General features: G+C 42.0%; 15 protein-coding genes. 13 read left to right on the top strand and 2 right to left on the bottom strand.

Annotated features, from left to right (window positions below; translation table 11 throughout):
* The first annotated feature begins 11 nt into the window (after positions 1-11).
* Both rpoE and F4694_RS13595 read left to right on the top strand, forming a co-directional pair.
* On the top strand, positions 12-596 hold the full coding sequence (rpoE, locus tag F4694_RS13600) for a DNA-directed RNA polymerase subunit delta (RefSeq protein WP_179598728.1): 585 nt from the start codon (positions 12-14) through the stop codon (positions 594-596).
* A gap of 237 nt (positions 597-833) precedes the next feature.
* Positions 834-2429, top strand: a complete 1596-nt coding sequence (locus F4694_RS13595; protein ID WP_179598726.1) for a CTP synthase — start codon at positions 834-836, stop codon at positions 2427-2429.
* Positions 2430-2626: 197 nt separating this feature from the next.
* Here F4694_RS13595 and F4694_RS13590 read toward each other — a convergent pair whose 3' ends face one another.
* Positions 2627-3127 (bottom strand): DUF2529 domain-containing protein, encoded by a 501-nt coding sequence (locus tag F4694_RS13590; protein WP_179598724.1) that lies wholly within the window; start codon positions 3125-3127, stop codon positions 2627-2629.
* Positions 3128-3294: 167 nt separating this feature from the next.
* On the opposite strand from F4694_RS13590, the gene F4694_RS13585 reads away from it, so the two are divergent.
* The 10 genes from F4694_RS13585 to prmC all read left to right on the top strand — a co-directional run bounded on the left by F4694_RS13585 (position 3295) and on the right by prmC (position 12870).
* Entirely contained in the window at positions 3295-3666 is a 372-nt protein-coding gene (locus tag F4694_RS13585) for a response regulator (RefSeq protein WP_179598722.1), read from the top strand.
* A 231-nt stretch (positions 3667-3897) separates the two neighbouring features.
* Positions 3898-4755: a class II fructose-bisphosphate aldolase gene (locus F4694_RS13580; protein ID WP_179598720.1), complete on the top strand. Its 858-nt coding sequence runs from the start codon at positions 3898-3900 to the stop codon at positions 4753-4755.
* 334 nt (positions 4756-5089) lie between these two features.
* On the top strand, positions 5090-6379 hold the full coding sequence (locus tag F4694_RS13575; RefSeq protein ID WP_179598718.1) for a UDP-N-acetylglucosamine 1-carboxyvinyltransferase: 1290 nt from the start codon (positions 5090-5092) through the stop codon (positions 6377-6379).
* 71 nt (positions 6380-6450) lie between these two features.
* Entirely contained in the window at positions 6451-7413 is a 963-nt protein-coding gene (gene glpX / locus F4694_RS13570) for a class II fructose-bisphosphatase (RefSeq protein WP_179598716.1), read from the top strand.
* Positions 7414-7686: 273 nt separating this feature from the next.
* Positions 7687-8952: a transcription termination factor Rho gene (gene rho, locus F4694_RS13565; RefSeq protein WP_179598714.1), complete on the top strand. Its 1266-nt coding sequence runs from the start codon at positions 7687-7689 to the stop codon at positions 8950-8952.
* A gap of 345 nt (positions 8953-9297) precedes the next feature.
* Entirely contained in the window at positions 9298-9519 is a 222-nt protein-coding gene (gene rpmE, locus F4694_RS13560) for a 50S ribosomal protein L31 (protein ID WP_045515911.1), read from the top strand.
* Between the two features lie 116 nt (positions 9520-9635).
* The gene (locus F4694_RS13555) at positions 9636-10247 is read left to right on the top strand and encodes a thymidine kinase (protein ID WP_179598712.1); all 612 of its coding nucleotides are present in this window, start codon (positions 9636-9638) and stop codon (positions 10245-10247) included.
* A gap of 155 nt (positions 10248-10402) precedes the next feature.
* On the top strand, positions 10403-10804 hold the full coding sequence (locus tag F4694_RS13550; protein WP_218895647.1) for a hypothetical protein: 402 nt from the start codon (positions 10403-10405) through the stop codon (positions 10802-10804).
* Positions 10805-10961: 157 nt separating this feature from the next.
* Positions 10962-12035, top strand: a complete 1074-nt coding sequence (gene prfA / locus F4694_RS13545) for a peptide chain release factor 1 (protein ID WP_179598708.1) — start codon at positions 10962-10964, stop codon at positions 12033-12035.
* Complete coding sequence (prmC, locus tag F4694_RS13540) at positions 12028-12870, top strand: peptide chain release factor N(5)-glutamine methyltransferase (protein ID WP_179598706.1); 843 nt, start codon at positions 12028-12030, stop codon at positions 12868-12870. Before prfA ends, prmC begins: the two co-directional genes overlap by 8 nt.
* Positions 12871-13801: 931 nt before the next feature.
* Here the strand turns inward: prmC and F4694_RS32180 are convergent.
* Positions 13802-13927 (bottom strand): hypothetical protein, encoded by a 126-nt coding sequence (locus F4694_RS32180; RefSeq protein WP_257029233.1) that lies wholly within the window; start codon positions 13925-13927, stop codon positions 13802-13804.
* A gap of 164 nt (positions 13928-14091) precedes the next feature.
* Between F4694_RS32180 and F4694_RS13535 the strand changes: the two genes are divergently transcribed.
* Positions 14092-14295 carry an alpha/beta-type small acid-soluble spore protein gene (locus tag F4694_RS13535; protein WP_179598704.1) on the top strand — a complete coding sequence of 68 codons (204 nt, stop codon included), beginning with the start codon at positions 14092-14094 and terminating at the stop codon, positions 14293-14295.
* Positions 14296-14376: the final 81 nt, after the last annotated feature.

Here is a 14376-nt window from a genome sequence, read left to right as displayed (position 1 = left end):
AAGTGCCGATATTGAGTTTACAAGGTTACTCAAAAGAGCAATTAAAAGAGTTATCCCTCATTGAGATGGCGTATGAATTTCTAAAAGGCAGCAAACAGCCGATTTCCTTCCACGATTTAATTAAAGAAATTGCTGCAGCTACAGAAATCACAGAGGATCAAATTAGATCGAGAATTGCACAATTCTATACAGACATAAATATTGATGGCCGTTTTCTTTCACTAGGTGACAACCGCTGGGGTCTTCGCGTATGGTATCCAATCGATACACAGGAAGAAGAAGTGGTTACCGTTATTAAGCCTAAGAAGAAAAAGGCGAAAAAGGTTGTCGATGAAGACGATCTTGAAGACTTCGATGATATTGACGAGGATTACGATGAACTCGATGACTTTGTCGATGAAGATGATCTCCTTGACGACGATGAGGACGATTTACTTGATGACCTCGACGATGTCGATGATTTAGACGATGATGATGAAGTAATCGATGATGACGATGAATTCGATCTTGATGAAGAAGAAGAACTAGACGAGGTCCTTGATGAAGAGGAAGAAGATTTAGATGAAGTAGAGGATGAAGACGACGACCTATTATAGGCTTGACTTTTTATCTCTTGGCTTGTACAATCTTTTTTGGGCTCCTTTAACAAGGAACGGATCATAATTTGCTTATAGAGCGCTCCCTTACATTGCGTAAGCGGAGTGCTTTTTTATTTTGTCAGTCGATGATACATAGCTCTTTCGGCATTGACCGAGACTTCTTTAAAAATTTTTATAAAAGAAGCCTTAAACAGCAAGAAGATTGCACAAACTGAAATAGAGGAGGATTTTTTTATGACGAAGTATATATTTGTAACTGGCGGTGTTGTTTCATCGTTAGGAAAAGGAATTACCGCAGCCTCATTAGGCCGTTTGTTGAAAAATCGTGGACTGAACGTCACGATTCAAAAATTTGACCCTTATATCAACGTGGACCCAGGAACGATGAGTCCGTACCAGCACGGTGAAGTATTTGTAACCGGTGATGGCGCAGAAACGGATCTAGACTTAGGTCACTATGAACGCTTTATCGATATTAACTTAAATAAGTACAGCAACGTAACAACTGGGAAAATCTATTCTACTGTGTTACGTAAGGAACGCCGCGGCGATTATTTAGGCGGAACGGTTCAGGTTATCCCGCACATTACCAATGAAATTAAAGAACGTGTTTTCCGTGCCGGCAACGAAACAAATGCAGATGTTGTCATCACTGAAATTGGCGGAACAGTAGGGGATATTGAGTCACTTCCATTCCTAGAAGCAATCCGTCAAATCAAGAGCGATATCGGAAGCTCTAATGTAATGTACATTCACTGTACCTTAATTCCTTATATTAAAGCGGCAGGCGAAATGAAGACCAAGCCAACACAACATAGTGTAAAAGAGCTTCGCAGTCTGGGGATTCAGCCAAATATCATCGTTGTTCGTACGGAAATGCCGGTTTCGCAGGATATGAAGGATAAAATTGCTTTGTTCTGTGATATCGATGCGAAAGCAGTTATTGAATGCCGTGACGCAGATACGCTTTATTCCATTCCATTAGCTCTTCAAGAGCAGCACATGGATCAAATTGTTTGTGACCACTTGAAGCTTACAACACCAGAACCAGAAATGACCGAATGGAAAGCGTTAGTTGATAAGGTTCTTAACCTTTCAAGTAAAACGCGTATCGGTCTAGTTGGTAAATATGTTGAACTTCAGGATGCCTATATTTCTGTTGTTGAAGCGATGAAGCATGCAGGCTATGCGTTTGATGCCGATGTGGAAATTAAGTGGATTAATGCGGAACATGTAACAGCTGAAAATGTTGCAGAACTTTTGGCTGACGTGGACGGAGTCCTTGTTCCAGGCGGCTTCGGTGACCGTGGAATTGAAGGGAAGATTCAAGCAACACGCTATGCCCGTGAAACGAAAAAGCCTTTCCTTGGTATTTGCCTAGGAATGCAGCTGGCGACGATTGAATATGCACGCCACGTTCTTGGCTACTCAGATGCGCATTCTGCAGAGTTCGTACCGGATACCAAGCACCCAATTATTGATTTACTTCCTGAGCAAAAGGATGTTGAAGATCTAGGCGGAACATTAAGACTTGGTCTTTATCCTTGCCGTGTGGTGGAGGGTACAAAGGCGTTCGCTGCTTATGAAGATGAAGTGGTGTATGAGCGTCACCGCCACCGGTATGAGTTTAACAATCATTATCGTCAAGAAATGGAAGAAGCAGGCTTTGTTTTCTCTGGTACAAGCCCAGACGGACGCCTTGTGGAGATTATTGAGCTTCAAGACCACCCATGGTTTGTTGCGTCACAGTTCCATCCGGAATTTGTTTCAAGACCAACACGTCCACAGCCGCTTTTCCGTGACTTTATTAAAGCTTCTTTGCAAAAATAAGATAGATGGGCCAGTTCTCTTTGTGGGGGACTGGCTTTTTTTATAGGGTTGCGTTTCCATATATTGTCTAAATGTACAAAACGTATTAAAAAGTGTACAAAACATCTAGATAAATGTACAAAACTCCTCAAAAAGTGTACAAAACCATCCTAAAAATGTACAAAACAAAAAACGACCTCATCAAGGTCGTCAAAAAATCATTCATATTCCGCTAAAATCTCATCAATGGTAAATTTCAAGCCATAATAAACATACAAAGCTGCCATCGAAGACGGATATCCATACCGATTGCCGAAATCATCGGGCAACAAACCCTTTTTAAGCTGTAAATTAATATAAACATCAGCTAACTCCTCAAGTTTACCTTCCTCCGAAATCGATGTCGATACAGCTACAAACGGGATCTCTTTTTCAACAAGCTTATCAGCCAATTCCACAGCTTCTTGGTCATCGGAATGACGTGTAAACAAAAGAACTCTGTCAGCACTAGTTGCAGACTCTACATTTGTTAAAGCACCTTTCAATGGTTCTGCACCCTCTAAAGCTTCAAATTCAACACCTTTCATTTCCTTGAAGCCAACAACATATATATTCTGACCCTGGGCGAGCAGGCGGGCACCGTCCTCAAAGGAAAACTCTTCTTTTTCTTCCAATCTTTTAAACAATCCGGTCAATTGGGTCGTAAACATTTTTAACAAGCAAAACCCCTCCTTCACAAAGATATTATAGCCTTTTCAAAATAAAAGACAATTACCATAAAATACCTTGAACAAAATAGAGGATTTTTAGCAAGAATGTCGAAGATTAACTAGTGGAAGAAATAGGCATCATTTATAGATAAAATTAGGGTGGAAGAGGTGGAGTTATGAAAGAGAAAATTTTAATTGTTGACGACCAATTTGGGATCCGCATTTTATTAAATGAGGTGTTCTCAAAGGAAGGGTATCAAACCTTTCAGGCAGCAAATGGAATACAGGCACTTGATATTGTTACGAAGCATGACCCAGATCTCGTCCTCTTGGATATGAAAATACCTGGTATGGATGGTATTGAGATTTTAAAAAGAATGAAAGTAATCGACCCGGATATTCGCGTTATTATTATGACCGCTTACGGTGAACTTGATATGATTCAAGAGGCGAGAAACTTAGGAGCGATTACCCATTTTGCGAAGCCATTTGATATTGATGATATTCGTGCAGCGGTAAGAAAACACATTCCTCAAAAAACAAATTAGGCATTTTATTGAAAAAAATAAATGTCGAAAACTGTTGCCGCTTTCATTGTGAACGTTTATAAAAATGCGTTTCTTTAATGGAATTTTACGAATCTGTTTGGTATGATAACTATGAACTTTTACTGGTCACATTATCCTTCTCGAGTATACATAATCAGTAAAATGGTAGGAAATCCTTAATAGGAAAGCCTAAATTCGAGGAGATATAAACAATACCAAGGAGGAAATAAAATGCCTTTAGTTTCAATGAAAGAAATGCTCATCAAAGCAAAAGAGGAAGGCTATGCAGTTGGGCAGTTCAACTTAAATAACCTTGAGTTTACCCAAGCTATTTTACAAGCAGCTGAAGCTGAAAAATCACCAGTTATTCTTGGTGTATCTGAAGGGGCAGCTCGTTATATGGGCGGCTTTAAAACAGTTGTAAAAATGGTAGAAGGTTTATTAGAAGATTACAAAATTACCGTTCCTGTTGCGATTCACTTGGACCACGGTTCAAGCTTTGAAAAGTGTAAGGAAGCAATCGATGCAGGCTTCACTTCTGTTATGATTGACGCTTCTCACCATCCATTTGAAGAAAACGTAGCAACTACATCAAAAGTGGTTGAGTACGCTCATTCAAAAGGTGTTTCTGTTGAAGCTGAATTAGGTACTGTTGGTGGACAAGAAGACGATGTTGTTGCGGAAGGCGTTATTTACGCAGATCCTAAAGAGTGTGAAGAGCTTGTTAAGCGCACTGGTATCGACTGCCTTGCTCCGGCATTAGGTTCTGTACACGGTCCTTACAAAGGTGAACCAAAGCTTGGTTACCATGAAATGGAAGCAATCGGAAAAGCTACTGGTCTTCCACTAGTTCTTCATGGTGGAACTGGAATTCCAACACATGATATCCAAAAATCTATTTCTCTTGGAACTGCTAAAATTAACGTTAACACTGAGAACCAAATTGCATCTGCAAAAGCAGTTCGTGAAACATTAGCAGCAAAGCCAGAAGAGTACGATCCACGTAAATACTTAGGACCAGCTCGCGATGCGATCAAAGCAACTGTAATCGGCAAAATGCGCGAATTCGGTTCATCAGGCAGAGCATAATAAAGATTCTTATCTCTTTTTAAAAACTATCAATGTTGTTTAATTGCGTAGTAACCTTGAAACCGCCTCTTTTTATGAATGGGCGGTTTCAAAATGTAAGTGGAAGACTGAAAATTCGCGAAATTTGTCACAACACCTAAATTTACCAATTTAAAAAACTTTTTTTGATATTGATACATGAAAATAAAATATTGGTGTAAACTAGATGATAGACAAATTGTCGGATTATGTAAGTTGCTGTTGGAAAAAATTACCTAAAAGACAAGTGGATTATCAATTTAGTTGTTGAATAAAAGGTCACATTCCATCCCAATGGCATAGAAGGGAGTCGAAAATGGAAAAACTTAAAATTGCGGGCGGTTATCCGCTTAAAGGAACCGTAAGAATAAGTGGTGCAAAAAACAGTGCAGTTGCGTTGATACCAGCGACCATTTTAGCAGAATCACCGGTAACAATCGAAGGGCTGCCGGATATTTCCGATGTGGAAATTTTGAAGGACCTGCTTGAGGAGATTGGCGGGAAAGTCGAGCTTTCTGATGATTTTGATATGACGGTTGACCCATCGACGATGATTTCAATGCCATTGCCAAACGGAAAAGTGAAGAAGCTTCGCGCATCTTACTATCTCATGGGGGCGATGCTCGGTCGTTTTAAAAAGGCTGTCATCGGTTTACCAGGTGGATGTCATCTTGGACCAAGACCAATTGATCAGCATATTAAGGGTTTTGAAGCGCTTGGTGCTCAAATAACCAATGAGCAGGGAGCTATTTATTTGCGAGCGGACGAGCTTCGCGGTGCACGTATTTATCTTGATGTTGTTAGTGTTGGGGCTACCATTAATATCATGTTAGCCGCTGTTAGAGCAAAAGGTCGGACGATTATTGAAAACGCTGCAAAAGAACCTGAAATTATCGATGTCGCAACCCTTCTTACAAATATGGGTGCGAAAATAAAAGGCGCTGGAACGGATGTTATTCGTATTGATGGTGTGGATAGTCTTCATGGCTGCCGGCATACGATTATTCCTGATCGAATTGAAGCAGGAACGTATATGATTTTAGGTGCTGCCGTTGGTGAAGGGGTATTAATTGATAATGTCATTCCGCAGCATTTAGAATCGTTGATTGCTAAGCTTCGAGAAATGGGTGTGCAGATTGAAACCAGTGACGACCAGGTGTTTGTCAATAGTTCGGATAAGCTGAAGCCTGTCGATATTAAAACACTCGTTTATCCTGGTTTCCCAACCGATTTGCAGCAGCCATTTACAACACTGTTGACGAGAGCAGCAGGCTCGAGTGTGGTAACGGATACAATTTATGGTGCCCGTTTTAAACATATTGATGAATTAAGAAGAATGAATGCAAACATTAAAGTGGAAGGCCGCTCAGCGATTATTAGCGGACCTGTGAAGCTTCAAGGTGCAAAAGTTAAGGCGAGTGACCTGCGTGCAGGAGCTGCGTTATTCATTGCGGGTCTAATGGCTGAGGGAATTACAGAAGTCACTGGGCTTGATCATATTGATCGTGGTTATAGCCAGCTTGTCGAAAAATTAAACGGACTTGGGGCAACCGTTTGGCGTGAAGCTTTATCCAAAGAAGAAGTAGAGCAGCTTAAGAACACATAATTAAGCTATACTAATCTCCTGAATATGTTATACTAATATGTATAATAGATAATTTGGGGGGACCTGAGAACATGGAGAGAAGTCTTTCAATGGAGCTTGTCCGCGTAACGGAAGCTGCAGCACTTGCTTCTGCACGCTGGATGGGCCGCGGGAAAAAAGATGAGGCAGATGGTGCTGCCACCTCAGCGATGCGCGATGTGTTTGACACGATCCCGATGAAGGGAACCGTTGTCATTGGTGAAGGCGAGATGGACGAGGCACCAATGCTATATATCGGTGAAAAACTTGGTACAGGCTATGGACCACGTGTAGATGTAGCGGTTGATCCACTCGAAGGTACCAATATTTTGGCGGCTGGCAGTTGGAACGCTTTAGCTGTTTTAGCGATTGCTGACAATGGCAACCTGCTTCACGCGCCTGATATGTATATGGAAAAAATTGCAGTCGGTCCTGAAGCAGTAGGTCTAATAGATATCAATGCTTCCGTACTTGATAATTTAAAGGCAGTGGCAAAAGCGAAAAACAAGGATGTCGAAGACGTTGTTGCAACCGTTCTAAACCGTCCGCGACATGAGCATATTATTGCTGAGTTACGTGATGCTGGTGCTCGTATTAAATTGATCAATGATGGTGACGTAGCAGGGGCGATCAATACTGCTTTTGATAACACAGGCGTTGATATTTTATTCGGCTCTGGCGGTGCACCTGAGGGTGTCATCTCAGCTGTTGCCTTAAAGTGTCTTGGCGGTGAAATCATCGGTAAATTGCTTCCTCAAAGTGATGCCGAGTTAGAGCGCTGTGTAAAAATGGGACTAGATGTTAATAAGGTGCTTCGCATGGAAGACCTTGTTAAGGGAGACGACGCCATTTTCGCAGCCACTGGGGTCACAGACGGTGAATTACTGCGCGGTGTTCAATTTAAGGGGTCATATGGCTCAACACATTCAATCGTCATGCGTGCTAAATCAGGTACGGTTCGATTTGTTGAAGGCCGTCACAGCTTGAAAAAGAAACCGAATTTAGTGATTAGATAATTTTTAATAGCAAATACTTATATAAGAGACTAGATTCACTTCTAGTCTCTTATCTCCATGAGAATCTATGATCCCCCGCATATAGAAAATTTCCAGTTGATTATTTTTTTACACAAAGGGTACAATAGATAGTGTTTTATTAAAAAAAAGATTCTGCTATTCTATTCATTTCTACTATTTCCTCAACTTTTTTTAATGTTATGAAAACCCTCTATTATCCTTAATGTAAATCCGGGAACGGAATAGAGTAAAAATTTTAAAGTGTGGTGTACTATGGAATTAACTATATCAAGTTTAGAAAACATGAAGCTGAAAGAGCTTTATGAGCTTGCACGCGAATTTAAGGTAACCTATTACAGTAAGTTATCGAAAAAAGAACTTATATTTGCCATCTTAAAATCACGTGCGGAACAGCAAGGTTATTTTTTCATGGAAGGCGTACTGGAAATAATCCAGTCAGAAGGATTTGGATTTTTACGCCCGATCAACTATTCTCCAAGCTCTGAAGACATTTATATCTCTGCATCGCAAATTCGCCGGTTCGATTTAAGAAACGGGGATAAAGTATCAGGTAAGGTTCGACCTCCTAAAGAAAACGAACGTTATTACGGACTTTTACATGTAGAAGCAGTTAACGGTGAAGACCCAGAATCAGCAAAAGAACGCGTTCACTTCCCAGCATTAACTCCTCTCTATCCAAATCGACACATGAAACTTGAAACCACTCCAAAATATATCTCTACAAGAATTATGGATGTAGTTGCTCCAGTTGGTTTTGGACAAAGGGGCTTAATTGTGGCACCGCCAAAGGCAGGAAAAACGATGCTGTTAAAGGAAATCGCTAACAGTATTACAACGAATCATCCTGAAGTGGAATTAATTGTGCTCTTAATCGATGAACGTCCTGAAGAGGTTACCGATATCGAGCGCTCCGTTGCTGGCGATGTTGTCAGCTCGACATTTGATGAGGTGCCAGAAAACCATATTAAAGTCGCCGAGCTTGTCCTTGACCGCGCGATGCGTCTCGTTGAACATAAACGCGATGTGGTCATTCTAATGGACAGTATTACTCGTTTAGCTCGTGCATATAACCTGGTTATTCCACCAAGCGGAAGAACCCTTTCAGGTGGTATTGACCCGGCAGCTTTCCATCGTCCAAAGCGTTTCTTCGGTGCTGCGCGAAATATTGAAGAAGGCGGAAGCTTAACCATCCTTGCAACTGCATTAGTTGATACAGGGTCACGTATGGATGACGTCATCTATGAAGAATTTAAAGGGACAGGTAATATGGAATTGCATCTGGATCGTCAGCTTGCAGAACGCCGTATCTTCCCTGCGCTTGACATTCGCCGTTCAGGAACCCGAAAAGAAGAACTACTTCTTCCAAAGGACCACCTGGACAAGCTATGGGCAATCAGAAAATCCATGTCCGACTCACCAGACTTTGCCGAGCGCTTCCTGAAAAAACTAAAACAAACCAAATCCAACGAAGAGTTCTTCGCACAGATTGGGGAAGAATTAAAAGGCAGAAGATCGTAGATTTTAATTTTTGGCTGTGTTAAGGAATACTATTGGTTTTAGAACCTGTTGATTTGTGCGGAAGGTGCGAGACTCCTGCAGGAGGACGGGACAGGGGAGACCCCGCTTATCTCTTAGCGCCGAGGAGGCTTCCCGAACCGCCTGCGGAAAGCGAAGCACCTGGAGCACAAATCAACAGCCTAGTTTAAGACAGCTAGCATTTAAAATCCATAAAAACCCAACTTGCCAAAATAGGTTCACCTTGTTATAATGTGAACAGTGTGTTTTTAGTATTTGATGCTTGTCTCAGGCAGGCATTTATATAACTCTGTTTCGAATGATTCAGGGCGGAAGGAGATGAAAAGAATGAAAGCAGGAATTCATCCAAATTATAAAATGGTACAGGTGACTTGTGCATGCGGAAATACTTTTGAAACTGGTTCTGTTAAAAAAGAAATTCGCGTTGAAACTTGTTCAGAATGTCATCCATTCTATACTGGTCGTCAAAAATTCGCTGAAGCTGGTGGACGTGTAGACCGTTTCAACAAAAAATACGGCCTTAAAGATCCAAACGCGCAACAACAATAATTACACAAAACAGGCAAGCAGAAACTTACTTGCCTGTTTTTTAATTGAATAAAACATGTTGAATTTTAAAAATATAGACGTAATAGGTTTCGTACATAGGAAGGAGACGCCGATTTATGTATTTAATGAAGCAACTCGGATGGGTTGAGGTTATCTGCGGCAGTATGTTTTCAGGAAAATCAGAGGAATTGATTCGTCGGGTGAGACGAGCTCAATTTGCTAAACAAAAAATAGCTGTTTTTAAGCCGAAAATTGACAATCGCTATAGCGAACAATCTGTCGTTTCTCATAATGGCAACTCTTTTCATGCGAAGCCAATTTCCCATTCGATCGAAATCTTACATCATGTAGAGGCGGATATCGACATTATTGCCATTGATGAAGTGCAATTTTTCGATGAAGGGATTGTAAGAGTGGTTCAGCAGCTTGCTGACAGCGGGCATCGTGTTGTCGTAGCAGGGCTGGACATGGATTTCCGCGGCGAACCTTTCGGGCAGATGCCGGCGTTGATGGCGGTTGCTGAAACGGTAACAAAGCTTCAGGCTGTCTGCAGCGTTTGTGGTTCACCGTCAAGCCGGACACAGCGTTTAATCGACGGAAGACCAGCCTCTTATCATGATCCTGTAATCTTAGTGGGTGCTTCAGAGGCCTATGAGCCGCGCTGCCGTCACCATCATGAAGTACCTAAAACTGCATCCTACCGCATACAAGAATCTGTGGTGAAATAAAGTGTAAGAGGCGACGCCTTCTTACACTTTTTTATTTGGAATTATCTTACTAGAACCTTCCTTCAACGGCTTGGGAAAGATAGTTGTAGGAGGTGTAAGTAATGAAAAATTGGTTGTTTTTTACTTTTTTAGCTGTTCTACTGCTATCGGGTTGTATGAAAGGAAACGACACGGATAATACCGCCTACGATTTAAAAAAGGACACGATGAATCCGAACTATATGTCCAATCGTGCTGATAATCGACCGGAACGCGACATGGGAGAAATGTCTGACCAAAATCCTAACTTCCTTAATTTAAGAGGAACGAGCTTGAATGACGCCTCAAATAGAAATAATATGGGCAGAGATATAGACGTTGCCAGAGATATTGTAAATGGCACGGATAATTTTAGATCCGAATCCATTTGGATCAACAACGCAGGGGATCAGATGACCGTTACCGTTGATACAAAAGGCAATCTCAACGGCAAAGAACGAGACAACGCCATTGACAAGCTTCGGTCAAAACTTGAACAGGCACTTCCGCGCTATACCATTAGAATAAGAGAACAATAACATGCTCTGGCTTCAGGGCGTGTTTTTTTGTTTACGTCCCCACTATTCATCTCCAAACAACCCTCCAAAATTTTTTACGGATGAATTTGGTTTTGACGGGGGTTTTCACCTATACTATAATTAGAATGTTATGGACAAAAACTAGAGGTGAATAACTGTGTTTGATCGTCTTCAATCCGTTGAAGATCGCTATGAGAGATTAAATGAACTCTTGAGCGATCCAGAAATTATTAATGATTCAAAAAAACTTCGTGAATATTCAAAAGAACAATCTGATATACAAGAGACCGTGCAAACCTATCGTGAATATAAAGACGTCCGCGAACAACTTAAGGATGCCAAGGCAATGCTTGAGGAAAAGCTCGACAACGATATGCGTGATATGGTCAAGGAAGAGGTTAATGAGCTTGAAAAGCAAATTGAGGAACTAGAAGCAAGAATGAAGTTCCTGATGATTCCGAAGGATCCAAATGATGACAAGAACGTTATCTTTGAAATCCGCGGCGCAGCTGGCGGTGAGGAAGCGGCTTTATTTGCGGGTACGCTTTATCGTATGTACAGCCGTTATGCGGAAGCACAGGGCTGGAAAACAGATTTGATTGACGCCAACCCAACAGGTCTTGGCGGCTACAAAGAAATCAGCTTTATGATTAATGGACAGGGTGCTTATTCTAAATTGAAATTTGAAAATGGCGCCCACCGCGTTCAGCGTGTACCGGAAACAGAATCTGGCGGACGGATTCATACTTCAACAGCTACCGTTGTTTGCTTACCGGAAGCCGAAGATGTAGAAGTAGAAATTCATGATAAAGATATCCGTTTTGACGCGTTTGCTTCAAGCGGAGCCGGCGGACAGTCCGTTAATACAACGATGTCAGCCGTTCGTTTAACCCATATTCCGACTGGAATTGTGGTATCCATCCAGGACGAAAAATCTCAGCACAAAAACAAAGACAAGGCGATGAAGGTATTACGTGCGCGTGTTTATGACAAGTTCCAGCAGGAAGCACAGGCTGAGTATGATCAGGTTCGTAAATCTGCCGTTGGTACGGGTGACCGTTCTGAACGTATTCGTACTTACAACTTCCCGCAAAACCGTGTGACCGACCACCGTATCGGCTTAACCCTTCAGAAGTTGGATCAAATCATCGAAGGTAAGCTTGATGAAATCATCGACGCATTAACGCTAGAAGATCAAACAAGCAAGCTTGAAAGTGGTCAAGATGAGTAAAAAAGTGTATGAAGCTCTGCAATGGGCTTCTTCTTTTTTAAAAAAAGCAAATCGGGACGAAAACGCCGGGGAGCTTCTGCTTCGTCATTTCACTGGTATGTCGCGTGCGCAGCTGTTTGCGAATGTTCGTGATGACTTGCCACAGGAACAATGGGAAGTGTTTGAAAAGGCGGTCCATGAACATGTAAAAGGAACACCGGTTCAATACATAATCGGCACAGAGGAGTTCTATGGGCGGAAGTTTATCGTTAATGAAGAGGTGCTAATTCCGCGGCCTGAAACGGAGGAACTCGTTTATGAAACGTTGAAACGAATCAATAAGCGGGAACTAAAGGTGGTCGACATTGGGACGGGCAGCGGGGCAATTGCGATTAGCCTAAAGCTTGAACAGCCTTCTTTAACGGTATATGCCTCTGATATAGCGGAAGAGTCATTAAAGGTGGCACGAGAAAATGCAGACCTGCTTGGTGCTGAGGTTGAATTTGTCCAAGGAGATTTATTACAGCCTTTTCGTGGGCAAGGATTTGATGTGGTGATTTCGAATCCGCCGTATATCCCTGTAAGTGATATCGAAATGATGTCTGAAGTGGTAACGGAGCATGAACCTCATCGGGCTTTATTTGCTGGTGAGGATGGTCTGGATTTTTATCGCCGCTTTATGTTGGAGCTGCCTGAGGTGATTGCTCCGGGCGCGCTGGTTGGCTTTGAAATTGGGGCCGGTCAGGGGGAGGCGGTAGCCGACCTTTTTAAAAAAGCGTTTGTGAATGTGAAGGTAGAAGTTCTTAATGATATTAACGGCAAGGACCGGATGGTGTTTGCGGAGATTGCAGAGTGATTCTAAACGAATTGCTCTGTTTTTGTTATTAACGCCGTTTTTGCATAGAGTGATGTTTAATGAAGGTTATTGAGGACAAATCGAATGGCGTGGCAGAAGGATTAGTCCTTAATCCAGGGTCTTGAGGACAAATCGCAGGGCGTGGCAGAAGGATTAGTCCTTAATCAAGGGTCTTGAGGACAAATCGCAGGACTTGGCAGAAGGATTAGTCCTTAATCAAGGGTCTTGAGGACAAATCGCAGGACCTGGCAGAAGGATTAGTCCTTAATCAAGGGTCTTGAGGACAAATCGCAGGATTTGGCAGAAGGATTAGTCCTTAATCAAGGGCCTTGAGGACAAATCGCAGGACTTGGCAGAAGGATTAGTCCTTAATCAAGGGTCTTGAGGACAAATCGAATGGCATGGCAGAAGGATTAGTCCTTAATCAAGGGCCTTGAGGACAAATCGAATGGCATAGCAGAAGGATTAGTCCTTAATCCAGGGTCTTGAGGACAAATCGCAGGACTTGGCAGAAGGATTAGTCCTTAATCGAGGGTCTTGAGGACAAATCGCAGGACTTGGCAGAAGGATTAGTCCTTAATCAAGGGTCTTGAGGACAAATCGAATGGCGTTGCAGAAGGATTAGTCCTTAATCCAGGGTATTGAGGACAAATCGAATGGCGTGGCAGAAGGATTAGTCCTTAATCCGGGGTCTTGAGGACAAATCGAATGGCATAGCAGAAGGATTAGTCCTTAATTCAAGGTCTTGAGGACAAATCGCAGGACTTGGCGGAAGGATTAGTCCTTAATCAAGGGTCTTGAGGACAAATCGAATGGCATGGCAGAGGGATTAGTCCTTAATTCAGGGTCTTGAGGACAAATCGCTCAAGCCGAAAAGAACCTTACATAAAAAAAGCGATCCTTCGTGACCGAAGCATCGCATTTCCTGTGATTACTTATTGTGTTGTCGTTCCTGGGCTTTTAATGCGACTTTTTCAAGTCCAGTATGCGCAAATTCCACATCTGTTTTGGGCATAGCAGGATTATGCTGTACTTTCTTATTCTTCTGTTTAGACATGTTTTCACCACCTTCTAAAAAAAGATGCCAACATCTCTGTTAGTTTGCATTCTTTTTGGAAGGCTATGAATCCAAAAGTTACCAACAATGTATTACGAATAACTTAAGCTATCTCATTCCAAACTATAAGTGTAAAACAATTACACTATAGGAGATGATACAAAATGGCAAGAAGCAACAATAGCAATCAGCTTTTAGTTCCAGGAGTAGAACAGGCACTTGAACAAATGAAGTATGAAATTGCACAAGAATTTGGAGTACAGCTTGGAGCCGATACATCTTCACGCGCCAACGGATCTGTCGGGGGCGAAATTACAAAGCGTTTAGTAAGTATGGCTGAGCAGCAATTAGGCGGAAGCTTCCGTTAATACACATAAAAACCCGCTCCTAGCAGCGGGTTTTATTTTGCATCTTTCTCGTAAAAGAAAATCTAGTTTTTTTTAATTTTA

This window comes from Neobacillus driksii (genome assembly GCF_013409995.1).
Classification (GTDB): domain Bacteria; phylum Bacillota; class Bacilli; order Bacillales; family Cytobacillaceae; genus Neobacillus; species Neobacillus driksii.
This window is presented reverse-complemented; position numbering and strand designations above follow the sequence as displayed.